27 protein-coding genes and 1 tRNA gene are annotated in these 25754 nt (G+C 70.4%); 19 read left to right on the forward strand and 9 right to left on the reverse strand.

The genetic code is table 11. The features are described from left to right. Positions 1-64: 64 nt before the first annotated feature. The 4 genes from M4I32_RS10925 to M4I32_RS10945 all read right to left on the reverse strand — a co-directional run bounded on the left by M4I32_RS10925 (position 65) and on the right by M4I32_RS10945 (position 3075). A protein-coding gene (locus tag M4I32_RS10925; protein WP_413466813.1) for an IS3 family transposase occupies positions 65-1518 on the reverse strand; the annotation gives its coding sequence in 2 pieces (ribosomal slippage) (positions 65-1146 and positions 1146-1518; 1455 coding nt in all). Beyond that, on the reverse strand, positions 1515-2120 hold the full coding sequence (locus M4I32_RS10935; protein WP_319034499.1) for a PIN domain-containing protein: 606 nt from the start codon (positions 2118-2120) through the stop codon (positions 1515-1517). The genes M4I32_RS10925 and M4I32_RS10935 overlap by 4 nt, the downstream gene beginning before the upstream one ends. 28 nt (positions 2121-2148) lie before the next feature. After that, positions 2149-2580: a helix-turn-helix domain-containing protein gene (locus M4I32_RS10940; RefSeq protein WP_319034500.1), complete on the reverse strand. Its 432-nt coding sequence runs from the start codon at positions 2578-2580 to the stop codon at positions 2149-2151. Positions 2581-3002: 422 nt separating this feature from the next. Then, a tRNA-Met gene (locus tag M4I32_RS10945) sits at positions 3003-3075 on the reverse strand. A 190-nt stretch (positions 3076-3265) separates the two neighbouring features. Between M4I32_RS10945 and M4I32_RS10950 the strand changes: the two genes are divergently transcribed. Beyond that, positions 3266-3661 (forward strand): hypothetical protein, encoded by a 396-nt coding sequence (locus tag M4I32_RS10950; RefSeq protein ID WP_319034501.1) that lies wholly within the window; start codon positions 3266-3268, stop codon positions 3659-3661. On the opposite strand, the gene M4I32_RS10955 is transcribed toward M4I32_RS10950, so the two are convergent. Next, positions 3610-4635 (reverse strand): YafY family protein, encoded by a 1026-nt coding sequence (locus M4I32_RS10955; protein ID WP_319034502.1) that lies wholly within the window; start codon positions 4633-4635, stop codon positions 3610-3612. The two genes, M4I32_RS10950 and M4I32_RS10955, sit on opposite strands and share 52 nt — an antisense overlap. 61 nt (positions 4636-4696) lie before the next feature. On the opposite strand from M4I32_RS10955, the gene M4I32_RS10960 reads away from it, so the two are divergent. The 4 genes from M4I32_RS10960 to M4I32_RS10975 all read left to right on the forward strand — a co-directional run bounded on the left by M4I32_RS10960 (position 4697) and on the right by M4I32_RS10975 (position 8633). After that, on the forward strand, positions 4697-5761 hold the full coding sequence (locus M4I32_RS10960) for an ATP-binding cassette domain-containing protein (protein WP_319034503.1): 1065 nt from the start codon (positions 4697-4699) through the stop codon (positions 5759-5761). Then, positions 5758-6546, forward strand: coding sequence for an ABC transporter permease (locus tag M4I32_RS10965; RefSeq protein ID WP_319034504.1), 789 nt, complete (start codon positions 5758-5760; stop codon positions 6544-6546). The genes M4I32_RS10960 and M4I32_RS10965 overlap by 4 nt, the downstream gene beginning before the upstream one ends. 84 nt (positions 6547-6630) lie before the next feature. Beyond that, positions 6631-7425 carry an SDR family oxidoreductase gene (locus M4I32_RS10970; RefSeq protein ID WP_319034505.1) on the forward strand — a complete coding sequence of 265 codons (795 nt, stop codon included), beginning with the start codon at positions 6631-6633 and terminating at the stop codon, positions 7423-7425. A 230-nt stretch (positions 7426-7655) separates the two neighbouring features. Beyond that, positions 7656-8633, forward strand: a complete 978-nt coding sequence (locus M4I32_RS10975; RefSeq protein ID WP_319034506.1) for a 1,4-dihydroxy-2-naphthoate polyprenyltransferase — start codon at positions 7656-7658, stop codon at positions 8631-8633. Here M4I32_RS10975 and M4I32_RS10980 read toward each other — a convergent pair. Next, positions 8601-8963, reverse strand: coding sequence for a DUF4229 domain-containing protein (locus M4I32_RS10980; protein ID WP_319034507.1), 363 nt, complete (start codon positions 8961-8963; stop codon positions 8601-8603). The genes M4I32_RS10975 and M4I32_RS10980 overlap by 33 nt on opposite strands. A 92-nt stretch (positions 8964-9055) precedes the next feature. Here M4I32_RS10980 and M4I32_RS10985 point away from each other — a divergent pair, with 92 nt between their 5' ends. The 3 genes from M4I32_RS10985 to M4I32_RS10995 are packed head-to-tail and all read left to right on the forward strand — an operon-like array spanning position 9056 to position 12307. Further along, complete coding sequence (locus M4I32_RS10985; protein ID WP_319034508.1) at positions 9056-9595, forward strand: PLD nuclease N-terminal domain-containing protein; 540 nt, start codon at positions 9056-9058, stop codon at positions 9593-9595. A gap of 3 nt (positions 9596-9598) precedes the next feature. Then, positions 9599-11383 (forward strand): 2-succinyl-5-enolpyruvyl-6-hydroxy-3-cyclohexene-1-carboxylic-acid synthase, encoded by a 1785-nt coding sequence (gene menD / locus M4I32_RS10990; protein WP_319034509.1) that lies wholly within the window; start codon positions 9599-9601, stop codon positions 11381-11383. A gap of 60 nt (positions 11384-11443) precedes the next feature. Further along, positions 11444-12307 carry a PPK2 family polyphosphate kinase gene (locus M4I32_RS10995; protein WP_319034510.1) on the forward strand — a complete coding sequence of 288 codons (864 nt, stop codon included), beginning with the start codon at positions 11444-11446 and terminating at the stop codon, positions 12305-12307. Positions 12308-12341: 34 nt separating this feature from the next. On the opposite strand, the gene M4I32_RS11000 is transcribed toward M4I32_RS10995, so the two are convergent. Continuing rightward, on the reverse strand, positions 12342-13667 hold the full coding sequence (locus M4I32_RS11000) for an isochorismate synthase (protein WP_319034511.1): 1326 nt from the start codon (positions 13665-13667) through the stop codon (positions 12342-12344). A gap of 22 nt (positions 13668-13689) precedes the next feature. Here M4I32_RS11000 and M4I32_RS11005 point away from each other — a divergent pair, with 22 nt between their 5' ends. The 6 genes from M4I32_RS11005 to M4I32_RS11030 all read left to right on the forward strand — a co-directional run bounded on the left by M4I32_RS11005 (position 13690) and on the right by M4I32_RS11030 (position 19100). Next, positions 13690-14220: a DUF402 domain-containing protein gene (locus M4I32_RS11005; RefSeq protein ID WP_319034512.1), complete on the forward strand. Its 531-nt coding sequence runs from the start codon at positions 13690-13692 to the stop codon at positions 14218-14220. A 58-nt stretch (positions 14221-14278) separates the two neighbouring features. Beyond that, positions 14279-15022, forward strand: a complete 744-nt coding sequence (locus tag M4I32_RS11010) for a demethylmenaquinone methyltransferase (RefSeq protein WP_319034513.1) — start codon at positions 14279-14281, stop codon at positions 15020-15022. Beyond that, positions 15019-16080 (forward strand): polyprenyl synthetase family protein, encoded by a 1062-nt coding sequence (locus M4I32_RS11015; protein ID WP_319034514.1) that lies wholly within the window; start codon positions 15019-15021, stop codon positions 16078-16080. The genes M4I32_RS11010 and M4I32_RS11015 overlap by 4 nt, the downstream gene beginning before the upstream one ends. A 69-nt stretch (positions 16081-16149) precedes the next feature. Further along, on the forward strand, positions 16150-17523 hold the full coding sequence (locus M4I32_RS11020; RefSeq protein ID WP_319034515.1) for an FAD-dependent oxidoreductase: 1374 nt from the start codon (positions 16150-16152) through the stop codon (positions 17521-17523). Continuing rightward, a complete protein-coding gene (locus M4I32_RS11025; RefSeq protein ID WP_319034516.1) occupies positions 17523-18734 on the forward strand; it encodes a multidrug effflux MFS transporter in 1212 nt (403 codons plus the stop codon). Before M4I32_RS11020 ends, M4I32_RS11025 begins: the two co-directional genes overlap by 1 nt. Before the next feature lie 39 nt (positions 18735-18773). Then, a complete protein-coding gene (locus M4I32_RS11030; protein ID WP_319034517.1) occupies positions 18774-19100 on the forward strand; it encodes a hypothetical protein in 327 nt (108 codons plus the stop codon). A gap of 45 nt (positions 19101-19145) precedes the next feature. Here the strand turns inward: M4I32_RS11030 and M4I32_RS11035 are convergent, their stop codons facing one another. Together M4I32_RS11035 and M4I32_RS11040 are read right to left on the reverse strand one after the other, a co-directional pair. Then, positions 19146-19430: a hypothetical protein gene (locus M4I32_RS11035; RefSeq protein ID WP_319034518.1), complete on the reverse strand. Its 285-nt coding sequence runs from the start codon at positions 19428-19430 to the stop codon at positions 19146-19148. A gap of 72 nt (positions 19431-19502) precedes the next feature. Then, a complete protein-coding gene (locus M4I32_RS11040) occupies positions 19503-20444 on the reverse strand; it encodes a LysR family transcriptional regulator (protein WP_319034519.1) in 942 nt (313 codons plus the stop codon). A 127-nt stretch (positions 20445-20571) separates the two neighbouring features. On the opposite strand from M4I32_RS11040, the gene M4I32_RS11045 reads away from it, so the two are divergent. The 5 genes from M4I32_RS11045 to M4I32_RS11065 are packed head-to-tail and all read left to right on the forward strand — an operon-like array spanning position 20572 to position 25675. Then, positions 20572-22215, forward strand: coding sequence for a thiamine pyrophosphate-binding protein (locus tag M4I32_RS11045; protein WP_319034528.1), 1644 nt, complete (start codon positions 20572-20574; stop codon positions 22213-22215). Positions 22216-22247: 32 nt separating this feature from the next. Beyond that, a complete protein-coding gene (locus M4I32_RS11050) occupies positions 22248-23306 on the forward strand; it encodes an ABC transporter substrate-binding protein (RefSeq protein ID WP_319034520.1) in 1059 nt (352 codons plus the stop codon). Positions 23307-23319: 13 nt separating this feature from the next. Beyond that, positions 23320-24111, forward strand: coding sequence for an ABC transporter ATP-binding protein (locus tag M4I32_RS11055; RefSeq protein ID WP_319034521.1), 792 nt, complete (start codon positions 23320-23322; stop codon positions 24109-24111). After that, the gene (locus tag M4I32_RS11060) at positions 24111-24890 is read left to right on the forward strand and encodes an ABC transporter permease (protein WP_319034522.1); all 780 of its coding nucleotides are present in this window, start codon (positions 24111-24113) and stop codon (positions 24888-24890) included. The genes M4I32_RS11055 and M4I32_RS11060 overlap by 1 nt, the downstream gene beginning before the upstream one ends. Next, complete coding sequence (locus M4I32_RS11065) at positions 24887-25675, forward strand: ABC transporter permease (RefSeq protein WP_319034523.1); 789 nt, start codon at positions 24887-24889, stop codon at positions 25673-25675. The genes M4I32_RS11060 and M4I32_RS11065 overlap by 4 nt, the downstream gene beginning before the upstream one ends. Positions 25676-25754: the final 79 nt, after the last annotated feature.

Raw genomic sequence — 25754 nt, forward strand, 5'->3', positions numbered from 1 at the left:
TGTTCGCGCACGCACTGGGCGAAGCAGGGGCGGAACTTGTCAAGGCGGATGAGACCGGTGGGTGTTAGGCGGCGAGTTGGTGTTCGTCGGCGGGTGGCTGGTTGATCCAGGCGACTGGGTCTCGGTCGAGGATCTTCGGTCGCGCCTGCGCGCGGCTGCCGAAGCGTTCGGGATGGGCGCGGCGGGCGGTCTCGAGTGCGGCGTCTCGATCACGGTCGATCGCGTCGGCGTGGCCGTAGTGGACATCGGCGGGGGTGTGCATCCCGATCCCGGTATGCCGGTGATGGTGGTTGTAGGCGTGCGCGAACTCGTCGAGGAACTGGCGGGCGTGGGTGAGGGAGACGAACCGGTCGGGGAAGACGGGCAGGTACTTCATCGTCTTGAACAGCGCTTCCGAGTACGGATTGTCGTTGGACACGTGCGGGCGGGAGCGGGAACGGACGATACCGAGATCGGACAGGAACGTCTTCACGGTCTTCGACGTCATCGACGGACCGCCGTCGGAGTGCACCACCTGCGGGGTGCCATGCAGCCCGAACGCGTCAGCCATCATCTCTTTCGCGAGAAGCCCGTCCTCGGTGGTGTGCACCATGGCGCCGACGATGTAGCGGGAGAAGATGTCGATCATCACGTACGCGTCGAAATACACGCCCTTGACTGGGCCGGCGAGTTTGGTGATATCCCACGAGAACACCTGACCGGGTGCTGTGGCGATCAGCTCGGGCACCTTCCTCGGCGGGTGCGTCGCGAGACGGCGTCGTTCCCTCACCTGCGTGTTCTCGCGCAGCATCCGATACATCGTCGCGACCGACCCGACGTATTCGCCGCGTTCGAGGAGGATCGCGTAGACTTGCAAAGGCGGCTTGTCGACGAACTCGTCACTGTTCAATGTCGCCAGCAAGACGGATCGTTCCTCGTCCGTCAGCCGGTTCGCCGGCGCCGGACGCGGTTGCGCCGGCTCCGGGTCAGGCCTGCTCACCTGGGCCGCGGCCCGCGCCGCGGTCGCTCGCGGCACCCCAGTCAACACCGCGGCCTGCCGGGTCGACACACCCACGTCGGTCAGCTGAACGTAGGCGTCCATCAGCGCTTCTTGCGCGGCTCGTCGGGGTCCGCGCTCTCGGAGATCTGCTCCAAGAGCGCGTGTGCTTTTCCCATGATCTGAAGCGCCATCTCCGTCGTGACGAGCTTCTGCTCCGCCTTCGCGAGCTGCTGCCGCAACCGGGCGATCTCGGCCTGCTCCCGCGACGGCGCACCCACCTTCTCGCCGGGCTTCTTGCCCTCCAGCAGGCCCGCGTCGCGTTGCTTGCGCCACTCCGAGATCAACGACGAGTACAAGCCCGCACGCCGAAGATACGCGGCGCCCTGGCCCGTCTCGCACGCCGTCTCGTACTCCGACAGGTACTTCAGTTTCTGGCCCGGCGTGAACGAACGCCGCCGGGTCGGGCTATCAGGATTCGAGGGAGCGGACACCACTCCATCATCCGCGCCCAGCAGCGCGACAGGGGAACTCAAACTCATTGAACAAGTGATCCTTCAACGCCCTGCGAGGCGAACTTGCTATGAACCGGTGGACTCACCCAACCCTGACACGCAGGGGGGCACCCGGCATCCACTAGAGCGACATCGAGGGGCTTGGAAGCAGGCTTGTCCGCATAGTGCCTGAGTTGACGCGTGATCACCGCATCAACTGCCGTCGGGGCATTGGCGGCGATGAGCATGAGGAATGAGTCTGCTGTATGCGCTTCATAGGGCAACAGATCAGGTTCGATCTCTGCGAACCCCTGATCGTTTGCGATGAGGTAGCGCGCGTGACACTCCAATGCGGCGGCATGCACATGATGGTCGTTCTTGTCTAAGCCTGGGAAGTCGACATCTCCCGAGAACGAATCGAGGATGTCGTCGAGGCTCCTCCGGAGCAACTGTTGCCGATTCGAAGTAAGGCTGCCATCTGCCGACGGGTTCCGTCTCCGCAGGTTGTACAGCGTTTCGGTAATGCTGTCCTCGGAGCTGAACAAGACGAACATGCCGCCATTGGTTTCCAGGCGCAACAGGAACAGCCAGTCGCACAAAGTCCGCGAGAACAAGATGTTCGCGTCGACGAAAGCTACTGGGGTGCGCACCACGCCAGACTAGCTGGCGCATTCTTGATCAGTCGTCCTCGAGTTCCAACAGTTCCGCCACTGCCATCCGTCGTGCCTTCTCGCGCTCTGCGCGAAGTGCAGCAACGTCCTCGAGGCGGAGTCGATGATGCGTTCCCACCATTATTGGCTCAAGCTCGCCGTTCCGAATGAGCTTCATGAGAGTGGGCCTAGATACGCCCAGGAAGTCAGCTGCAGCGGATGTTGTGAGGATCTCTGGCACTGTGTGCATCGTGAGCTCGCCACCCTGCGCAACTCGTTGAAGCACATGAGCGACTAAGTCAACAACAGCCGGGGCCAGTGACACTTCGCGCCCTGTGCTTGTCGTCAGCGTCAGGCGGACAATCTTCTCGTCGGCAGCAGCCTCAACCGCTTCGGTGGCGCTTTCCTGGAGTGCCTCATCGACGAGCACAGTCCCTCGCGTAAGAAGCGTGGAAGTCATTTCGTCCCTCTTTCGGGTATGCGAAACCATAAGATCCGAGCGGCGGGGTTTCACTTACGAATGCAACCATACGCGCTGCGTGCGTGGCTGTCTAGGTCGCTAGTTCGCTTCAGGGTGCGCGCTTCTCAGTGGCGCACAGCAGATGCTCGCCTTCTCCGCAGTGACCATCTTGTCTCGCGGGCTCTGGGCGGGCGACCTACGGCAAGCTGGGAAAGGAAAGGCGCGTAGCGCAGCGCCGCGTCCTTCCATCTTCCGCTGCGCTCGCGTAACCATCGCCCGGACGGTGGGATAGGTGAACTAGTCCTTAGCGACCCACGGCAGCGCACCGAGAAGGCTGGGTGAATCGTGGCAAGCTGCGAGACTGCCCGGGCTTGATCGGCCCTGGATCCTCACGAGTTTGGGACATATTCCCTCGCAATCAGACGCGACGGCGGGAGTCGAACCCGCACCACGACCGGGTATGAACCGGCGTCCGGGACCACCCGGATCGTCGCGATGCCCCCGACGCTAGCGGGCGAGTGAGAACCGTGTCGAGCGGTTTACGAGATGTTTCCCGAGATGTCCGTCTGTTGCGCGACCCACGCGCGACCCGGCCTGAGGCCGCGCGCGAGCGCCTGTCAACCCCGTTGGCCTCGACGGCCGAACACGCGGATGCTGGCACCACCCGACGCAAGGAGCAGCAACCGTGCGCGACCCATCCAGCGAACCGTCCCCGCCGTACCGTCGCCGGCGCGACCGCCGAACGCCTGATGCCACCGACTGGTCGAACCAGGCCTCGCTGCAGACGGGCAGCGTGCGGCGATGGCTGATCCCCGGCAGCATCCTGGCCGTCATCGCGATCGCGCTGTTCGCGTTCGCCCTCACCCTGCAGCTCGTCGTGCCGATCCTCGGTCTCGCGCTGGTCGTCGTGCTGTGGGTGCTCATGTTCGTCGTCGCGCGGCGGCCCGGCGATGCCCCGAGCCGCAACCGCACGCTCGCGTGGCTGATGGGCAGTATGGCGCTCGGCTCGCTGCTGCTCGTGCTCGTGCTCTACTGGCTCGAGGCCTCCGCCGCCCGCGAGACGGTGGGCGCGCTGGCCTGAACCGGCGGCGGGGCGTCGAGCGCCTCGAGCATCCGCCCCACCAGCTCGCGCAGCTCCGAGCGGGCGGGCTCGGCGAGGTCGGTGGTGTATGCCACTCCGGCGGGAATCCACGACATGCCATACATCGTCTCGCGCACGTCGCGGCCGCCCACCGGCCACCGGGTGTGGTGCTCCCCGGCGGCCTCGGCCCCCTGCGACCACTGACCGAACGCCGCGCGCATGTGCGCGAGCGGCATCCGCATCACCACGTTCGCCTCGTTCTCGGTGCGCACCCACGCGGTCGCGACCGTGATGTACTCCTCCACCTGCTCGGGGGTGAGCGCGTGGGGCTCGAACAGCACGCGCGTGTGCTCGACGCCGGCGAGGCGGTCCACGCGAAAGGTGCGCCAGTCGTCGCGATCGAGGTCCCAGCAGAGCAGATACCAGTGGCGGTCGGCGGGCGAGAGGGATTGCGGCTCGACGCGGCGGCGGGTCTGGGCGCCCTCGGCCGAGGTGTAGGTGAAGCGCACGCGCTCGTGGTCGCGGCACGCCAGCGCCAGCTCGCCCAGCACCTGGGGCGACACGGTCGAGCCCGCGCCCACCCCGGCGGGCTGCACGGCCTCGGCCAGCGCCGAGACACGGCGGCGCAGCCCCGCCGGCAGCACCTGCTCGAGCTTGGCCAGCGCCGTCAGCGACGTCTCGGGGCCGCCCGCCAGCCGCTGCGTCGCCGCGACCCGCAACCCGATCGCCATCGCCACCGCCTCCTCGTCGGTGAGCAGCAGGGGCGGCACGGCGCTGCCGGCCTCGAGGCGGTATCCGCCGGCCGACCCGGGGGAGGACTCGATGCGGTAGCCCAGTTCACGCAGGCGCTCCACGTCGCGGCGCACGGTGCGCTCGGTCACGCCCAGGCGTGCGGCCAGCTCGCGGCCGGGCCAGTGCCGGTGCGTCTGCAGCAGGTTGAGCAGCGACAGGGCGCGGCTCGTCGTATCGGCCATGCGCCCCAGTCTGCTCCTCTTGCGGACTCGAACTGACCGCAATGGGTCCTAGCTTGTGATCATGGCGCAACCACCGATCATCGAGGCCCGTGGCCTCACCAAGAGATTCACCGTCAAGAAGAAGGTCGTCGACGCCGTCACCGACCTGTCGTTCTCGGTCGACCGCGGCGAGCTCGTCGCGTTTCTCGGCCCCAACGGCGCCGGCAAGTCGACCAGCCTGCGCATGCTCACGACGCTGCTGCCGCCCACCGAGGGGTCCGCGCGGGTCGTCGACCACGACATCCTGAGCGACCCCGCCGGGGTGCGGGCGCGCATCGGCTACGTGGGACAGCTCACCAGCGGCAGCTACTCGCAGCGCACCCGCGACGAGCTGCTCAGCCAGGGCGCGTTCTACGGCATCCCGCGCGCCGAGTCGGTGCGGCGGGCCGACGAGCTGATCGACTCGCTCGACCTGGGCGGGTTCGCGACCCAGACGGTGCAGCGGCTGAGCGGCGGACAGAAGCGCCGGCTCGACATCGCGCTGGGCCTCATGCACGCCCCGCCGCTGCTGTTCCTCGACGAGCCGTCGACCGGGCTCGACCCGCAGAGCCGCGCCAACCTGTGGGAGCACATCCTCACCCTGCGCCGCGAACACGGCACCACCATCTTTCTCACCACCCACTACCTCGACGAGGCCGACCGCTACGCCGAGCGCGTGATGGTGATGGACAAGGGTCGCGTCATCGCCGACGACACCGCCCCGGCGCTCAAGGCCACGCTCGCGGGCGACGTGCTCACGTTCGGGTTCGCCTCGGCCGGCGACGCGGATGCCGCGCAGCCCCTGCTGCAGGGTCTGGTTGCGCGGGCGGGGCTCGAGGGTCGCGAGGTGCGGCGCGAGGATTCCGCGTCGCTCGGGGTCACGGTGCCCGAGGGCGACGCGCTGCTGCCCGAGGTGGTGCGAATGCTCGACGCCTCCGGCATCCGCGTGACGCGGGCCACCGGCGTGCCGCCGACCCTCGACGACGTGTTCCTCACCCTCACCGGCCGCACCCTCCGCGAGGCGGGGGAGGGCGCCGGGGGCGAGGGGCCGGTGCAGGACGGGCAGGCGGATGCCGCGGCATCCACGACGACGGGAGCGAACCGATGACCACGCAGACCAGGCGCGACACGTCGGTGCGCCCGAACGTGACGCGTGACACGTGGAACGTGCTGAACCGGGAGCTCAAGCCGCTCTTGCGCGACCCGTTCTCGCTGATCTTCAGCCTGCTGCAGCCGCTGATCTTTCTGGGGCTGTTCGCGCCGCTGCTGATCGGGCAGTCGGGCACGCCGGCCGCCGAGACCCTGCAGTGGTTCGTGCCCGGGGTGCTGGTGATGATCGTGCTGTTCGGCACCGGCATCACGGGGTCGAACCTGCAGTACGAGATGATGACGGGCTCGCACGAGCGCACGCTGGTGGCTCCGCTGGCGCGGTCGTCGCTGCTGGTGGGCCGGGCGCTCAAAGAGATCGCCCCGATCGTCGTGCAGGCGCTGATCATCGTGCTGATCGCGTGGCCCTTCGGGTTCGTCATCAACGCCCCCGGGCTGGTGGTGGGGGTGGCGCTGCTCGCCGTCTTCGGCGTGGGGCTCGGGTCGCTGTCGTACTCGCTCGCGCTGGCGACCAAGAACCGCGAATGGCTGTTCTGGGGCGTGCAGCAGACGCTGATCTTTCCGCTGCTGATCCTGTCGGGCATGCTGCTTCCCCTGGATGCCGCTCCGGGCTGGATGCGGGCGGTCTCGACCGTCAACCCCGTCAACTGGGTCGTGCAGGCCGAGCGGGCGCTGTTCGCCGGCGACTTCGGCGACGTGACGGTGCTCTGGGGATGGGTAGCCGCGCTGGCGCTCGCGGCCGTGGGTCTGGCCGTCGGCATCCGCTCGATGCGTCGCACCGGGTGAGTGGGGCGGCGGCGGGCCGGGGAGAAGCTGCCCGTCGCTGTCAACCCCGTCCCGCTGCGTGCTCGTGAAGTCGATCCTCGGGCCATGACCTTTCACCCCACCCGCGCGATCGTGACCGGCTCCGACTCGGGCATCGGCAAGGCGACGGCGGTCGCGCTGGCCGCGGCCGGCATGGACGTCGGAATCACCTGGCACTCCGACGAGGACGGCGCGCGCGATACGGCGCGCGAAGTGGAGGCGCTCGGTCGAATGGCCGTGGTGCGACGCCTCGACGCCACCGACATCCCGGCGTGCGGCGATGTCGTCGACGACCTCGCGGCCGAGCTCGGCGGGCTCGATGTCTTCGTCAACAATGCCGGCACGGGCGACAACGCGCCGTTCCTCGACCTGGCGCTGGATCAGTGGCGCCACACCGTGAGCGTCGATCTCGAGGCGGCGTTCATCTGCCTGCAGCGCGCCGCGCGACACATGCTCGGCGGCGGCGGGGGCCGGCTCATCGCGATCACAAGCGTGCACGAGCACCAGCCGCGGGTCGGTGCGGCCGCCTACGACGCTGCCAAGCACGGTCTCGGCGGCCTCATGAAGACGGTGGCCCTGGAGCTCGGACGCGAAGGGATCACGGCCAATACGGTCGCCCCCGGCGAGATCGCGACTCCCATGACCGGCCAGGCGGACGAGGACCCGCGGAGCAAAGACCGGCCGGGCGTGCCTCTCGGTCGTCCGGGCGATGCCCGCGAGGTCGCCGCCGTCGTCGCGTTCCTCGCCTCTGCCGAAGCCGCCTACGTGACGGGAGCGTCGTACGTCGTCGACGGCGGGATGCTGCAGATGGGCCCCCAGGCCGGCTCGCACCTCGAGTCGGACGACTGGCGCCGAGGCTGAGTGGGAGCGGATACGACGGTGGCGCGGTTCGCGGTTCGCGGCTCGCCCACCCTGCGAGAAACCACAAATCGCGCGAGACACCACGCGATGCGGGTGGTTTCGCGCGAACGGTGGTTTCTCGGGCGGCCAGAGCGACCAAGTTCGGTGCGGTCGCCGGGATGCGGGACGCATGACCCCACGGGTGCGGCGCCCGCGGGGCACCCGCCCCGCCCGGCCTAGGATGGAGCCTCGTGGCAGCCCGTTCCCGACACCGCAAGCACTCCGGCTCGACCAAGCGCACGGGAGGGCATCCGGCAGGACCCCGCACCCGCACTCCTCGCGCCGCCCCCGTCGCCCCGGCCACCGCCGGCGACTGGATCGATGCGGCGCGGCTGCGCACCCTGCCGCTCGCGGTCTCGCCCGTCATCGCCGGCACCGGCGCCGCTGTGCTCGTCGACGGACTGTTCCACTGGGCGCTCGCGCTGGCCTGCCTCGCGGTCGCGGTGCTGCTGCAGATCGGGGTCAACTACGCGAACGACTACTCCGACGGCATCCGCGGCACCGATGACGAGCGTGTCGGTCCCGCCCGGCTGACCGCGTTGGGCAAGGCCCGCCCGCACACCGTGCTGATCGTGGCGCTGGTGTTCTTCGCGCTCGCCGCGGTCGCCGGCCTGGCTATCGTCATCCGCACGCAGGAGTGGTGGCTGCTGCTCGTGGGCGCTGCGGCGATCGTCGCCGCCTGGTTCTACACCGGCGGCAAGCGGCCCTACGGCTACATGGCCCTGGGCGAGGTGTTCGTGTTCGTGTTCTTCGGGCTGGTCGCCACGCTCGGCACCACCTGGGTGCAGGTGCGGTCGCTGCCGCAGGAGGCGTGGTTCGCCGCCGTCGCCGTGGGCCTGCTGGCCGTCGCGGTGCTGCTGGCCAACAACCTGCGCGACATCGATCAGGACCGCGCCGTCGGCAAGCGCACCCTCAGCACGCTCATCGGCCGGCGCGCGACACAGGCGCTGTTCACGCTGTGCCTGCTCGCGCCGTTCGGCATCGCGGCCTACCTGGCGCTGTTCTATCCGATCGCCTGGCTCGTGATGCTCGCGCTGCTCGCCGGCGCCCCGGCGCTGCTGATCGTGTGGACCTACCGCGCGCCCCGTGAGCTGGTCGTCGCGCTCGCGCTCACGTCGGTGACGTCGCTGGCGTACTCAGCGCTGCTCGCCTGGGCGTTCATCGGCTGACGCGTCACGAACGTCGGATGCCGCGCCCTCCGCGGAGCGGTCGGCGTGGCTCTCGGCCGCCGCAGCATCCGCGTCGGCATCTTCGACGTCTTCGTCACGCTGCCGGTCCTCGCGGACGCGGCGGGCCCGGCGCTCGGCGATCTCTTCGGTGACGGCATCGAGCGGGCGCCGCAGGAACAGGATCGACAGGGCCAGGCCGATGATCGCCGCGAACAGCACGGCGAGCACCCAGTTCTGCCGAAAGATCGGCAGCAGCATGAACAGCCCGAGCGGGACGAAGAAGGCCAGCAGCCGCAGGACGGTGTAGACGAGCACGGGCGGCAACTTCACACCAGCGATTCTAGGTCGCGGCTGCTGTGCGCTCCCTCACAGTCCGCGCTCGACGAGGACACCCGCATCGCCGCGCGCCTAGACTGATCCCTATGCCTCGCGTGCTGCTGGTCCTGGCGGTGCTCGCGCTCGTGTTCTACGTCGTCAGCATCGTGGATTGCGCAGTGCAGCCGCCCCACCGTCATCGCGGCGTGTCGCGGGGCGTGTGGATCCTCATCATCGTGGTGCTGCCGGTGCTCGGCGGCATCCTCTGGTTCACGATCGGCCGCGCCCGCAAGCAGACTGCCGCCGCCCGCCGCGCCCCCGACGACGATCCCGAGTTCCTGGGCACGGTGGGCACGGTCAACCCGATCTCGGATCAGGACGAGCGCATCCGCCGCCTCGAGGAGGAGCTTGCGCAGCTCGACTCCGAGGCCGACGACCCGGTGCCGCCCTACCCGTCGCTCGCCGACAGCGACCTTCCCGGCACGACGGATGTGCCGGGCAAGACCGACAAGCCCGGGAAGACCGACAAGCCGGGCAAGACCGACAAGCCGGGCAAGCCCGGCAAGAACGGCCCCCCGACGGATGCCGCCGATCCGGCCCGCTCGAGCGACGCCGACGGCGACGACCCCCGGCACGGCGCCGGCTGACGCGTGGGCTCCGTATCGTCCGCTGATGCCGACCGTGCGCCCGCGAGTCCCGCGACGGACGCGGCGGCGGTGCTGATCCACGCCCTCATCTCGCGGGGCCTGCGCGACGTGGTGCTGAGCCCCGGCTCGCGCTCGCAGGCGCTCGCCCTCGTCGTCGCCGAGCTCGAGCAGCGCGACGCGATCGACCTGCACGTGCGCATCGACGAGCGCGTCGCGGGCTTCACCGCCCTCGGCATCGCCCGCGAATCCCGCCGCCCCGTCGCCGTGATCTGCACGTCGGGCACCGCGGTGGCAAACCTGATGCCGGCCCTGCTCGAGGCCCACCACGCCGGCGTGCCGCTGCTGCTGCTCACCGCCGACCGCCCGCCCGAGCTGCGCGGCGTCGGCGCGAACCAGACCACCCGCCAGCCCGGCATCTTCGGCCAGGCCGTGCGCTACGCCCTCGACGCCCCGGTTCCCGAGCGGCGCGAGCCCGACGGCGACGGCGAGCAGTCCGCCACGTTCGCGGCGATCGCCGACGAGGCGTGGGATGCCGCGGCCGGCGTCGGCAGCGGCGACCCCGGACCGGCGCACGTCAACCTGCCCTTCCGCGAGCCCCTGGCCGGGGCGTCGCCCGCCTGGCTCACGGCATCCGCGGCGGTGGAGTGGGCGAGCCCCGACGACGACACCTCCGGCGCGCTCTACCAGGGTGGCGGCGGCATCGGCGGCCTGGGCGCGGCCGACGCCGAGGAGAGCACGACGCTGCTGCCCCGCGGCCCGCGCACGGTCGTCGTCGCGGGGGCCGATGCGGGGGCGGATGCCGAGGCCCTCTCGCACGCCGGCGGCTGGCCGCTGGTGGCCGAGATCGTCAGCGGCGCGCGCTTCGGGCGCCTGATGGTGCACGGCTACCGCGAGCTGCTGAGCGACCCCGAGCTCGGGGGAGCGGTCGAGCGCGTCGTGGTGTTCGGGCGCCCGACCCTCAGCCGCGAGGTCGTGGCGCTGCTCTCGCGCGACGACGTCGAGGTGATCGCCATGCACCGCGGCGGCGAGCGCATCAACCTCAACGGCGCCACGGCGTGCGTGTGGGCGGTCGCCGTCGAACCGGGCGAGACCGACCGCGCCTGGCTGGGCGCGTGGATGACCGCGTCCCAGGCGCAGACTGTCGACCTGGCGCCGGCGGCCCCGGATGCCGAGGGTCTCGCCTCGACCGACCCCCGCGTCAAGCGCCGGGCCCTGGATGCCGAGCTCGAGGCCGTGCGCCGGCCCCTGGACCGCGCCACGCTCGTCGACGCGGTGTGGCGGGCGACGTGGCCGCACGACCGGCTCGTGTTCGGCTCGTCGCGCCTCGTGCGCGTGGCCGACCGGATGCTGCCGGGCAAGAAGGTGCCGGTGCACGCCAACCGAGGCGTCGCGGGCATCGACGGCACCATCGCCACCGCATCCGGTGTCGCGATCGCCAGCCAGCGCTCGGCGGGCGTGGGCACGACCCGCGTGCTGCTCGGCGACCTCGCCCTGCTGCACGACGTCGGCGCACTCTCGGTGACGCCGGGCGAGGACGAGCTGCGCCTGCAGGTGATCGTCGGCAACGACGGCGGCGGCACCATCTTCGACGGGCTCGAGGTCGCCGCGATGGCGGATGCCGCGGCGATGGAGCGCGTGCTGTACACCCCGCAGCGGGTCGACCTGGCGCAGCTCGCCGCCGCCTACGGCTGGGGCTACGTGCGGGCCACGACCCGGGGCGAGCTCGATCAGGCGCTCACCGCGGCATCCCCCGCGCGCGTGCTCATCGAAGTCCCCCTGCCGCGCTGACGCTGCCGGCTGAACACCCCCGCCTGACGGCCCGCCGACCCGATGGGGGAGGATGGCCCCATGAGCGCGAGCAGCCGATATTCCTGGACAGCCGAGGCCCGCGACGTGCTGCGCGTGCGTGACGGCTTCGTCATCACCGGCACCGACCCGTCGTCGACCCCGGCATACGACGGCGAGAAGGACGAGGGCCGCGCCGACCTGGCCGCGGGACTGGACGAGCTGGGCCAGTACCAGGAGAGGCTGTTCGCGGCCCGGCAGACGGGCGACGCCGACGACGCGGTGCTGCTCGTGCTGCAGGGCATGGACACGGCGGGCAAGGGCGGCATCGTGCGCCACGTCGTCGGCGGCGTCGACCCGCAGGGCGTGGAGCTGGCGTCGTTCAAGAAGCCGACTCCCGAGGAGCTGGAGCAGGACTTTCTCTGGCGCATCGCCCGCCGCGCCCCCGAGCCGGGCATGATCGGTGTGTTCGACCGGTCGCACTACGAGGACGTGCTCGTGGGGCGGGTGCGCGGCCTGGCCGACCCCGCTGAGATCGAGCGGCGCTACGACGCCATCAACGAGTTCGAGGCCGGCCTGGTCGAGCGCGGCATCCGCGTGGTCAAGGTGATGCTGCACATCTCGTACGAGGAGCAGCGCGAGCGCCTGGCCGAGCGACTCGAGCGCCCCGACAAGCACTGGAAGTACAACCCGGGCGACGTCGACGAGCGGCTGCTCTGGCCGCACTACATGTCGGCGTACCAGCGCGTGTTCGACCGCACCTCCACCGAGCACGCGCCGTGGTTCGTGGTGCCCGCCGACCGCAAGTGGTACGCCCGGGTGGCAGTGCAGACGCTGCTGCTCGAGACCTTCGAGCAGATCGATCCGGCGTGGCCCGGCATCGACTACGACATCGAGGCCGAGAAGGCGCGGCTCGCCGCCACCTGACCGCCGGCCACCCGAGCAGCCACCGCCGGCCTCGTCAGGCGAGGGCGTCGATGATGGGCCGGAACTTCATGCGCGTCTCGAGCAGCTCGGCCTCGGGGTCGCTGCCCGCGACGATGCCGGCGCCCGCGTGGGCGGTCACCGCGCGCGCCGCGTCGGGCCCGAACCGCCATCCGTCGTCGCCGTCGTCATCGGCCGCCGCGAACTGGGCGCAGCGCAGCGCGATGGCCCACTCGCCGTCGCCGTGCGCGTCGATCCACCCCACGGGGCCGGCGTATCGGCCGCGGTCGAACGGCTCCAGCCTCCGGATCACCTCGAGCGCGGCGGGCGTGGGAGTGCCGGCGACCGCCGCGGTGGGATGCAGGGCGCCCACCAGATCGAGCGCCGTCGTACCCCCGGCCAGGTCGCCCTCGATGTCGGTGGCCAGGTGCCACACGTTCGGCAGCTTCAGCGTGAACGGCTGGTCGGTCGCGGCCAGCGCCGTCGTGTGGGGGCGCAGCGACGCCATCACGCTGCGCACCGCGTAGCCGTGCTCGTCCTGGTCCTTGTCGCTGTCGGCGAGGGCGAGGGATGCCGCGGTGTCGGCATCCGGATCCGCTCCGCGCGGCGCGGTGCCCGCCAGCACGCGCGCCGTCACCGATCCGCCGTGCACCGTGACGAGCGTCTCGGGGCTCGCGCCGATGATGCCGTCGACGGCATAGGTCCAGACGTCGGGGTAGCCGGTCGAGAGGGCGCGCACCAGTCGGCGCAGGTCGGCATCGGCGGGAACGGTGCCGGCCAGGTCGCGCGCGAGCACCACCTTGCTCACCTCGCCGGCGGCGATGGCGGCCAGGGCGCCCTCGACGGCGGCCTCGTAGCCGGGGGCGTCGAGCGATCCCGGTCCGAGCGCCGCCGACCACGGCGCGCCCCACGGTGCCGCAGCGGGCAGGCCCGCGTCGGTCGCCGTCGCCTCGGTGCCCTCGACGTGGATGCGGGTGATCCACGACCGGCCGTCGCGCCGGCCGAGCACGAGGCGCGGCACCACGAGCGAGCTGGTGGCGCGCGACGAGGTGTCGAACGCGAGGGCGCCGAAGGCGACCAGGCCGGTTCCCGGCATCCGCATGTCGTCGTCGACGGATGCCGCGTCGCAGACGGACCGCCACATCTCTGCCAGCGCGGCCGCCTGCGTGCCCTCGTCGGGACCGGGGCGGCGGCCGCCCACCTCGAGCGTCGTGAGGCAGCCGAGCCCGATGAACCCCTCGCCGCGGCGCAGCCACGCGAGCGGGGAATGCGGGTCGGCGTGCGAGAGGATGTCGTCGATCGGCTCGACCTCGCGCGTGTGGACCGCGAGCCGGCGCACGCGTGGCGGAGCGGGGACGGTCACCCCTCCAGCCTAGACTCGCAGCGTGAGTGAGAGGCCCGAGCCCGGCACGCGCCTGATGTTCCGGTGGCGCAAGTGGGACGGCGGCGTGCACTGGCTGCACGAATGCGTCTTCCTCGGCACGGATGCGTGGGGCGACTGGGTGGGTCAGCGCGCGGGGTGGCGCTCCGAGCGCCCCGGCCGCGCGCTGACCGCGCCGCACGACAACGTCACGCTGATGGCCCCGTCCGGCGATCACGCGCTGACCATGAACGCCGCCGGGCACCGCACCCGGGTCTACATCGACCTGGCCTGGGACGTGCGCTGGCAGGACGGCGAGCCCACCGGCATCGACATGGACCTCGACGTGATCGACCGCGCCGAGCGCGTCTTCATCGACGACATCGACGAGTGGGAGGAGCACAGCGTGCTCTACGGCTACCCGCGCGACGTGATGACGCACCTCGAGGATGCCGCGGCCGACCTTGAGCGGCGGGTGCGCGCCCACGAGCCGCCCTACGACCGCCCCACCGCCGAGCGCTGGCTCACCGAGCTCGCCCGCCTCGCCCCCGAGTAGGCCGGCTCCCGGTCACGCGGCCCGGCTCGGGCCCCGCGCCCCCGCGTAGACTCGAGCGGTGACCCGCGACCCCGATTCCACGCCCGGCCGCGCCGACCTCGCGAAGGACCCGCGTGCCGTCAGCGGCATGTTCGACGGCGTCGCCCGCGGCTACGACCGCACCAACACCGTGCTGAGCGTGGGCAACGACCGGCTCTGGCGCATCGCGACGACGCGGGCGGTCGCGCCGAAGCCGGGGGAGCGCATCCTCGACCTCGCCGCCGGCACCGGTGCGTCGTCGGTCTCGCTCGTGCGCAGCGGCGCCGAGGTCGTGGCCGCCGACTTCTCGCCCGGCATGATCGCCGAGGGCCGCCGACGCCACGGCGACGTGCCGCGCCTGTCGTTCGTCGAGGCCGACGCCACCGCGCTGCCGTTCGCCGACGACGAGTTCGACGCCGTGACGATGTCGTTCGGCCTGCGCAACGTCAACGAGCCGCGCACGGCGCTGGCCGAGCTGCTGCGCGTGACCAGGCCCGGCGGCCGCATCGTCGTCTGCGAGTTCTCGCACCCGCCCTCGCGCGCCTTCGCCGGCGTCTACCGCTGGTACAACGACCGCGTGCTGCCCGTCGTCGCCCGCGCGGTCAGCTCGAACGCCGATGCCTACGACTACCTCAACGAGTCGATCCGCACCTGGCCCGACCAGGCCCGCCTGGCCGCCTGGCTGCGCGAGAGCGGCTGGGAGAGCGTGGCGTGGCGCAACCTGTCGTTCGGAATCGTCGCTCTGCACCGGGGCGTCAAGCCCGCCGGTAGGCTGGAGGAGTGACCCCGAGCCCCTCCGCGCCGGGCTCGCCCCTTGCGAGCCGCCTCGGCATGACCGAGCGCGTCTTCGCCGGTCCCCGCGCCCGAAAGCTGCTCGCGACCGTCGAGGACGGTCTCGAGCGCGTCGAAGCGCACCTGGCCGGTGAGCTGCGGATGACCGACGCGCTCGCCGACACCACCAGCCGCTACCTCTACCAGGCGGGCGGCAAGCGCATCCGGCCCATGCTGGCGCTGCTCACGGCCCAGCTCGGCGACGGGGTGACGCAGGACGTCGTCGAAGCGGCATCCGCCCTCGAGATGACCCATCTGGGCTCGCTGTACCACGACGACGTCATGGACGGCGCGGACGTGCGCCGCGGAGTGCCGAGCGCCCACGCGGTGTGGGGCAACAACATCGCCATCCTCACGGGCGACCTGCTGTTCTCGCGCGCGAGCCAGATCATGGCCCGCTTCGGCGAGCGCGCCATCAAGCTGCAGGCCGACACGTTCGAGCGCCTCGTGCTCGGGCAGATGCACGAGACCGTCGGCCCGCAGGAGGGCGAGGACCCGGTCGCGTTCTACCTGCAGGTGCTCGCCGACAAGACCGGTTCGCTGATCGCGACGTCGGCGCGGGCGGGCGTGGTGTTCGGGCACGGCCCCCTCGAGTTCGAGGAGCCGATGGCGCTGTTCGGCGAGAAGGCGGGCGTCGCGTTCCAGCTGCTCGACGACGTCATCGACCTCTCGGCCGACCCGGGCGAAACCGGCAAGGTGCCCGGCACCGATCTGCGCGCGGGCGTGCCGACCATGCCGTACCTGCTGCTCGGTCAGCGCAGCGACGAGACCTCGGTCGCGCTCTACGAGCGCATCGACGCGGGCGTGGCCCGCATCGCGGAGGGCGCCGACAGCGGCATCCTCGACGACGACCTCGCGCTGCTGCGCGATCACGAGGCGACGGCCGAGACGCTGCGGCTGGCGCACGAGTGGTCGCACGCGGCGACGGCCGCGCTCGACCCGCTGCCCGCCGGCCCGGTGCGCGAGGCGCTCGCCCGCTTCGCGCGCGCCGTCGCCGACCGCAGCAGCTAGCGCCCGCGCACCGCCGCTTCGCCGGCAATCGACAACGCCCGGCCGACCGGGATGTGAAGAGAGGAACACATGACCAAGCTCAGGCTGGCCATCGTCGGGGCAGGCCCCGCGGGAATCTATGCGGCCGACATCCTCCTGAAGGCCGAGCGCAAGTTCGACGTGTCGATCGACCTGTTCGAGCGGCTGCCCGCGCCCTACGGCCTCGTGCGCTACGGCGTCGCGCCCGACCACCCGCGCATCAAGGGCATCGTGTCGGCGCTGCGCGGAGTGCTCGACCGTGGCGACATCCGCGTGTTCGGCAACGTGAACTTCGGCGAGGACATCACGCTCGACGACCTCAAGCACCACTACCACGCCGTCATCTTCGCCACGGGGGCCGTGCGCGATGCCGCCCTCGACATCCCCGGCATGGACGCCGAGGGCGCGTACGGCGCCGCCGACTTCGTCAGCTGGTTCGACGGCCATCCCGACGTGCCGCGCGAGTGGCCGCTGGATGCGGCATCCGTCGCCGTCGTCGGCAACGGCAACGTCGCGCTCGACATCTCGCGCATGCTCGCCAAGCACGCCGACGACCTGCTTTCCACCGAGATCCCCGCCAACGTGTACGAGGGTCTCGCCGCATCCGCCGTCACCGACGTGCACGTGTTCGGTCGGCGCGGCCCGGCGCAGGTCAAGTTCACCCCCCTCGAACTGCGCGAGCTGGGCGAGCTGCGCGACGTCGACATGGTCGTCTACGACGAGGACTTCGACTACGACGAGGCATCCAAGGCCGCCGTCGCCAGCAACAAGCAGGTCATGGTGATCGACCGCATCCTGCAGTCCTGGCGCAAGCGCCCCAGCGTGAACAACGCCGGGGGCGAAGCCTCGCGCCGCCTGCACCTGCACTTCTGGGCCAAGCCGCTCGAGGTCAAGACGGATGCCGACGGCCGTGTCGCATCGTTCGTCTACGAGCGCACGCGGCCCGACGGCGAGGGCGGCATCGCGGGCACCGGCGAGATCCGCGAGGTGCCGATTCAGGCCGTCTACCGCGCGGTCGGATACTTCGGCTCGCCGCTGCCCGGCGTGCCCTTCGACAAGCGCCACGGCGTCATCCCCAACCACGAAGGCCAGGCGCTGCACAAGGACTCGAACGAGCGGGTCTCGGGCGTCTACGCCACCGGCTGGATCAAGCGCGGACCCGTGGGCCTGATCGGGCACACCAAGTCCGACGCGATGGAGACGGTGCGCCACCTGATCAACGACCAGGGTTCCTGGTGGCAGCCGGCCGACCCGTCGGAGGAGGCGATCCCCGCGCTGCTGGCCGAACGCGGCGTGCGCTGGACCGACCTGGCCGGCTGGCACCGGCTCGACGAGCACGAAATGTTGCTCGGCGCCCCGCACGAGCGCGAGCGCATCAAGGTCGTGCCGCGCGACGAGATGGTCGCCATCTCGCGCGGCGAGTGATGGCGGGGCGCCGCCTCACCCCGGCACTGCTCACGGTCCTCGGCTTTCTGGCGGCCGTCGGACCGCTCGCTGTCGACTTCTTCCTGCCGTCGTTCACCGACATCGCGACCGACCTCGACGTCAGCGCCTCGACGGTGCAGCTCACCCTCACCGGCTTTCTGATCGGCGTCGCCGGCGGCCAGCTGGTGCTGGGTCCGGCATCCGACCGCTTCGGACGCCGCCCGGTGCTGGTGGTCGGGATGGGACTGTTCGCGCTGGCGTCGATCGGTCTCTTCTTCGTGCCGAACATCGGTGTGTTCATCGCCCTGCGCGTGGTGCAGGGGTTCGGCGGTGCCGCGGGAATGGTCGTGGCGCGCGCCGTCGCGGTCGACCTGAGCACCCGCTCGGCGTCGGTGCGCCCGCTCAGCCTGATCATGATGATGGTCGGCCTCGGTCCGATCATCGCGCCGCCGATCGGCGGTCTGCTCGCCGGGGTGTGGGGATGGCGGGGCACGATCGGCGCGATGGCGATCTTCGCAGTGATCATGTTCGTGCTCGCCCTGTTCGCGGTGCCCGAATCGCTGCCGAAAGACCAGCGCACCCTGGGGGGCGGGATCACGGTGGCGCGCAGCCTCGGAAGACTGCTGCGGGATGCGGCGCTGCGCGGGTACCTGATCGCGTTCGCGCTGGGATTCGGCGGTCTCATCGCCTATGTGTCGGCATCGCCCTTCGTGGCGCAGGTCGTTCTGGGCATGGGGCCGGTCGGCTATTCGCTGTCGTTCGCGGTGGCCGGCACGGGCATGGTGCTGGCGAACCTCGTCAATGCGTGGATCTCGCCGCGGGTCGGGCCCAAGCGCATGCTGCCGGTCGGGCAGGCGCTCGCCCTGATCGCCGGTGTCGGCGTGCTCGTTCTCGCGCTCACCGGGGTGCTCGCGATCTGGTCATTCATCATCTTCGGTTTCGTGCTGAGCGCCGGCACCGGTCTCATGCTGGCGAACGCGACGGCCCTGGCGCTGGCCCGCGCCGACCGCGCACGTGGCGGCGGATCGGCACTGCTGGGGGCTTCGCAGTTCGTGCTGGGTGCGGCGTTCTCGCCCCTGGTGGGGCTTGCGGGAGAGGACACCGCCGTGCCGATGGCGGTCATCATCGTTGCCGGGGTGTCGATCGGCGTCGTCTTCGCGTGGCACGCGGGGCGCGTGGTGGCGCGGGAGCGGCCGGGCGCCGACGCGTGACGACGCGGGGGACCGGAGCCGCCGCGCTACGGTGAGCGTATGAGCTCGCGCACCGTGACACGTCCCGGATCCGTCGTTCCCCGCCGGTGGGGCATCGCCGCCGTCGTCACGGCCGTGGTCGGCCTGCTGCCGTCGCTGTTCATCCTGCTGCTGGCGGTGACGGTGAGCCCCGACGCGCCCTGGTTCTTGTTCTTCACGCTGCCGATCGCGGTGCTGCTGGCGACCTTCGCGGTCATCTTCGCGGTCGTGGGCCTGATCCTGGGGATCCGCCGGCGCACGGGATTCGTGTGGCCCGTCATCGGGATCGTGCTGGGCCTGGCGATCTGCGTGGCGATCCTCGGCCTGTTCGCCGGCTGGTACAGCTGACCGCGGCACTCACGGGTGCGCGGTTGCCCGGCGCGGCGGCATCCGTCAGGAACGACCCGGCATGTTCAGATCGTCGGGGTCGACGTCCACGTCGCCGGTGTCGTCGGGACCCCCGGTGCCCGGAACGGTGAGCACGTCATCCGGGTCGATGTCATCGTCGACCGTCTCCGGCAGCGGATCCTCCTGCTTGTGCTCGGTCTCGGTCTCACTGGCCGGGCTGTAGGCGGTGTCCTTGGTGACGTTGTCGTCGTCGAGCGAGACGGGGTCGGGCGCAGGGGGTCCCTCGTCACCCTCGCCGGCCGCAAAGCGCTTCAGATCGTCTTTGTCCATGGGCCCGAGGCTAGGAGAAACCGCCGCCCGTTCCCAGCCCTTGACAGGCGGGCGACGCGCCGGGGGTGCCCCTTACGTGGCCGGGATGCCGGTCGCCGAGCCCGCGGGCCGTTCCCGGGCGAGAGCCGAACGCACCGCGTTCAAGAACCACGCCGTGGCGGATGCGGCGCCCGCATCGTGGTGCGAGATGAAGTGCACCGCCGTCGTCGGCGACGGGAACGGCAGCTCGAGCAGCTTGGCCCCAGGCGGGACCGTCAACGCGGCGAAGGCGTCGATCGGCACGATGGCGAAGAAGCCGCACTGCGCCACGATCGAGGGCAGCGACGTGAAGCGCGGCACTTCCACCTGCGGACTGCGGGAGAGGATGCCGGCGCCCAGGGTGGTGACGGCCTCGGTGATCGCCCGGTGACCCGCCGACGGGCCGACCCGTGCCTCGGGGAGACGCCTCAGGTCTTCGACGCGGATGCGCCCGTCGTCGTCCTGGAGATCTGCGGGCGCCAGGCATGCGTAGCGGTCGTGGAAGAGGATCTCCTGACGCACCGGTCCATGCACGGGCGAGCTCGTGATCGCCGCGTCGACGTCTCTTGAGAGCACGTCATGCGCCACCGTCTCGATGTTCAACGGCACGACCTCGATCTCGATCCCGGATCCCGCGCTCCCGGTCGCATGCAGAATGCGGGGGAGCAGCCCCACCTCGCCGAGGTCGGTGAGCGCGATGCGAAAGCGACGGTGTGAGATGGCGGGGTCGAAGCCCGCGCGATCCTCGGTGCTGGCGACGATGTGCGACAGCGGACCGCTGATCTCTGCGTACAGGTCGATCGCCAGTCGCGTGGGGCGCACGCCTGTGCCGGTGCGCACGAAGAGCGGATCGTCGAAGTGGGAGCGCAAGCGTCGGAGTGCATGACTCACCGCGGGTTGCGAGACCGAGAGCGTCTCGGCCGCTGCGGTCAGGTTCTTCGCGCGATAGACGATGACGAAGGTGCGCAGGAGGTTCAGATCGATGTTGAGAAGCACAGGGGACATTATTCCCGCTACTCATGTTCGGCATGTAAATTATTCATTGGAAGAAGTGGCCGCGCGTGCTTACTGTGGCAGACAGGTCGCCGATGACCTGGGAAACGGATTCAGTGCAGTGACGCAGATGATGAGGGTCGCCGATGCGATCGGCCGGATGCTGGCGGAGTTGGGCGTATCGCACGTCTTCGGCGTGGTCGGCAGCGGCAACTTCCGTGTGACCAACGCGCTCGTGAGTGCCGGCGCCCACTACGTGGCCGCGCGACACGAAGCGGGCGCGGCATCCATGGCCGACGCCTACTCGCGGATCACCGGTCAGGTGAGCGCGCTGAGTCTGCACCAGGGATGCGGGCTGACGAACGCGCTGACCGGCATCACCGAGGCCGCGAAGTGCCACACGCCGCTGCTGGTGCTCGCCGCCGACACCGCCGTGGGCGACGTGACCTCGAACTTCCACATCGACCAGGACGCCGCGGTCGCCGCCGTGGGGGCGACGCCCATGCGCATCCACTCGGCCGAGACGGCGATCGCCGACGCGGCGCGGGCGTTCCGGGTCGCGCAGATCGAGCGTGCCACCGTGGTGCTCTCGCTGCCCATTGACCTGCAGGATCGCGAGATCCCGTATCCCGCAGCGCGCCCCGCATCCAATCTGCGCGTGCCGACGGTCGCCGTCGCCGCCGCGGACGCCGCGGAGCTCGCCGCGCACCTGGAGCGCGCGGAGCGTCCCGTCATCATCGGCGGGCGCGGCTCGCGCCGGGCCAAGCGGCAGATCCGCGAACTCGCCGCGGCGACGGGTGCCCTCCTCATCGCGTCGGGAGGCGGCCGCGGCGTGTTCGAGGGCGACGAATGGGCGCTCGACATCGTGGGCGGCTTCGCGACCGACAGCGCCGCCGACCTCGTGCGCGCGGCCGACGTGGTCGTCGGGTTCGGGGTGGCGCTCAACGACTGGACGACGCGCGGCGGTTCCCTGCTCGAGGACGCGACCCTCATCCAGATCGACGACCGGGCAGAGGCGATCGGCAAGTACCGTCTGGTCGACCTGGGCATCGTCGGCGACGTCGCAGCGGTCGCCGACGCCACACGCGGCGCCCTGGCGTCCTCGGATGCGGCGCGCACCGGGTATCGCACGCCCGAGGTGGCCGAGCGGATTCAGCGCGCACGGTACTGGTCGGACCAGCCCGTCGAGCCGGTCGACGAGCCGGGGTTCGTCGACCCCGCCGCGCTCACGAACGCCCTTGACGTGATGCTGCCGGCGGAGCGGGTCGTCGTCGTCGACGGCGGCAACGTCAACGCCTACTCCGGTGCGCACCTGCGCGTACCCGACGACGAGGGGTACGTGCTTCCCCTCTCGTTCCAGTCGATCGGCCTGGGTCTCGCGAGCGTCGTCGGCGCCGCCGTCGCCCGCCCCGATCGGATCGCGGTGCTCGGCACCGGCGACGGATCGCTGCTGATGGGCGCCGTCGAACTCGAGACGGCCGTACGGCTCCAACTCGGGCTGCTCGTGATCGCCTACAACGACAGCGCCTACGGCGCCGAGGTGCATCTCTTCCCCGAGTCCACCCCTGAGGAGCAGCAGATCGTGCGCTTTCCCGACACCGACATCGCGGCGATCGCCCGCGGCTACGGGTGCGAGGCGATCACCGTGCGCTCCATCGACGATCTCGCCCCGGTGAAAGCATGGCTCGAATCGAACCCGCAACGTCCCCTAGTGATCGACGCGAAGATCACCGGCCGCCCGTCCTGGCTCATGGCCAGGGAAGACGGCCACTGAGAAGTCCTGACGCACAGAAACAAGGGAGTTTCATGATGATCCGCACCACCGCACACCACCCCCACCGCCTCATCGTCGCCACCGGCGTGGGCGCGGCGCTGGTCCTCGCCGGCTGCGCCGCCGACCCCGAGGGCGGAGGAGGCGGCGACACCGGTGACGGCGGCGACGGCGGCACCATCCGCGTCGCCTACCTGGCCACCGGTTCGGCGCTGCCGCTCTTCGTCGCGGCCGAGAAGTACGCCGACGAGGTCGGCATCGATGTCGAGATGATCGAGGTGGCCAGCGGCAACGAGTCCATCACCGGCGTGGCCACGGGTCAGTACGATGCGGGCTTCGCCGGCATCGGCTCTGCGGCATACAACGCCGTCGATGAGGGCCTGCCCGTGCAGTACGTCGCCCCCATGCACTCCGGCTACGTCGAGGACTACTTCATCCTCTCGTCCGAGCTGGCGGGATCCGAGGAGGAGGCCGCCGCCGTCGCGGAAGACATGACAGCGCTCGAGGGAGAGACATTCGCGGCCAACGCGCCCGGCGTGGTGACCGAGGCGCTGCTCGGGTTCGCGCTCGAGCGCGGCGGGCTCACGATGGACCAGGTCGCCCTCGAATACATCCCCTTCCCCGACCAGGTGCCCGCGCTCGCCAACGGCGGTATCGCCGGCGGCATCCTGTCGGAGCCGTTCCCGACCCAGGCGGAGCAGAACGGGTCCGGCTACCGGCCGTGGGCGACGCCGACGGACGAGCCGCCGCTGCCCTTCACCGGCATCATCTATAACACGGACTGGGCCGAAGAGAACTCGCAGCTCGCAGAGGACTATATGCGCGCCTACGCCATGGGCGCGGAGGACCTCGAGCAGAACGGCTGGGACACCGACGAGATGCTCTCTCTCGTGGAGGAGTACACGGGAGCCGACCCGGAGATCATCGCCGCGGCGCGACAGCATCATATCTCGTCCGATCTGAGTGTCGACTTCGATGTGCTGCTGCGCTACCAGGAGTTCTTCATGGAGCAGGGGTCGCTGAACTACGACGAGATCATCCCGGAGGAGGAGATCTGGAACTTCTCCTGGCGCGACGCAGCGCTCGAGAACTGACGTGGGGCAAGCCATGAATGCGCCCATCGACCCCAAGGTGCGTCTGACCGACGTCACCAAGCAGTTCCCGGGCAAAGACGAGGTGACGGCCCTGCAGGACGTCTCGCTGGACATCGCCGAGGCGGAATTCGTCTCGATCGTCGGTCCGTCGGGGTGCGGCAAGTCGACCCTGCTGCGACTGGTGGCCGGGCTGTACGAGCCCACCTCCGGCACGGTCGACATCGAATCGTCCAAGCCCGACCGCCCCAAGACGGCGATGGTGTTCCAGGAGCACGCCCTCTTCCCCTGGCTCTCGGTACGCGAGAACGTCATGTTCGGGCCCCGCAACCGGCACGTGCGCAAGAAGGAGGCCGCCGAACTCGCCGACGAGCAGCTCGAGCGGCTCGGCATGGGCCGCTTCGCGGACTTCTACCCGCACCAGCTCTCGGGCGGCATGAAGCAGCGGGTCGGCATCGCGCGTGCACTCGCGCAGGATGCCGAGGTGCTGCTGATGGATGAGCCGCTCGGCGCGCTCGACGCCCAGACCCGCACCCTGCTGCAGGAACAGATCCTGGAGCTGCGGCAGCAGACCAAGCCGACGGTTCTCTACATCACGCACGCGATCGACGAGGCGGTGTTCCTCTCGGACCGGGTCGTTCTGATGTCGGCCCGGCCGGGCCGCATCCGCGACATCGTCGAGCTCGATTTCGGGCCGCAGCGCGGTCCGGAACTGCGGGGCACGCCGGAGTTCGCGGCGCTGTCGCAGGACATCTGGGACCACCTTCGCGACGAGGTGCAGGCCGCCATGGCGGTGGACGGCCGGTGATGTGGCGTGCCCTCCGGGAGAAGTGGGCACTGTTCGTCGGACCGGTGCTCATCCTCGTGGCCTGGGAGTTGCTCAGCCGCACCGAGGTCATCCGCCCGACGTTCTTCCCGCCACCCACCGAGATCCTCGCCCGGGGCGTGATCGTCTTCGACGCCGAATCGGGATTGCTGGACGACGTGATCGCGACGGTCCTGCGCGTTCTCGCGACCATCATCCTCGCTGTGCTGATCGGCGTCGGCGTCGGCATCGCGATCACGGCGTCGCAGTGGATGGAGCGGGGCACCAACACGGTGCTCGCGTTCCTGTACCCGATCCCGGGTGTGCTGTTCTTTCCCTTTCTGACGTTCCTGCTGGGGCGCAGCGAGATGGCGATCATCCTCACGGCGCTGGTGACGCCGTTGATCGTCATGGTGCTCTACACCGTCACCGGTGTACGCAGCATCGAACGCACCCTCATCGAGGCGGCGGACAACTATGGATGCCGGGGAGTGCGACGCTTCTTCCGCGTGCTCGTACCCGGATCGCTGCCGTCGATCGTCACCGGCATCCGCGTCTCGCTGGGCTTCACGCTGATCGCCGTGATCGCGATCGAGATGGTCGGGGCCTCGAACGGGCTCGGACAGTTCCTCTGGTCGAACTGGCAGATCCTCCGGGTGACCGACATGTATGTCGCGCTGCTGATCATCGCGGTGCTCGGCTTGCTCAGCTCGGTGGGATTCGACGCCATCGCCGACCGGATGCTGCCGTGGCGGCGCGACGTCAAAGGAGCTCAGGTATGAACCCGACAGCGCGCCGATGGGCGCAGGCGTGGACCATACCGATCATCGTCCTCATCCTCTGGGAAGCGACCACGCGCGCCGGGCTGCTCGACCCGCGGTTCTTTCCGCCGCTCAGCGACATCGTCGCGACGGCGGCCGACGAACTCATCAACGGTCGTCTCGGTCTTGACGTGGTGCTCACGCTGCAGCGACTGCTTATCGCCTTCGCGCTCGCGGCCGTGCTGGGCGTTGCGATCGGGGTGGCATCGGGCCGCTGGCGCACCGTCGAGCTGCTCATCCGCCCTGTGACCGACACGCTGTACCCGTTGCCCAAGATCGCGCTTCTGCCGCTGTTCATCATCATCGTTGGGCGTGGCGAGGTCGCCTACATCATCACCGCGTTCGCGACCGCGTTCTTCCAGATCATCATCAGCACGCGTGGAAGCGTGCGTGACGTGCCGACGGATCTGATCGAGGCGGGGCGCAACTTCGGCGCGACGGGGACGCGCTTCTTCACCCGTCTGCTCTTCCCCGCGATCGCGCCGGGCCTCCTCAACGGCCTGAGGCTGGGAATGGCGACCTGCCTCATCACGCTGATCGCCGCCGAATTCGTCGGAGCGGAGTTCGGGCTGGGCGCGATGATCCGACGCGCGGGCCAGCAGTTCGCCGTGGAGGAGGTCTACGCCGGCATCCTGCTCACGGGCCTGCTCGGCTTGCTGATCACGCTGGTCTTCCGCATCGTGACGCCGATCGTGCTGCCGGGACAGCGACGCGCGAAGCGACGGGCGGGTGCGCCCGCCGCATAAGTGGCTCTTCGTAATTGACGGTGTAGTCGGGGTGCGCGTGGCGTTGGCGGGGTGGGCGTCGGGGTCTTCCAGGATGGAA

This window comes from Microbacterium sp. LRZ72, from assembly GCF_033792225.1.
Lineage (GTDB): Bacteria > Actinomycetota > Actinomycetes > Actinomycetales > Microbacteriaceae > Microbacterium.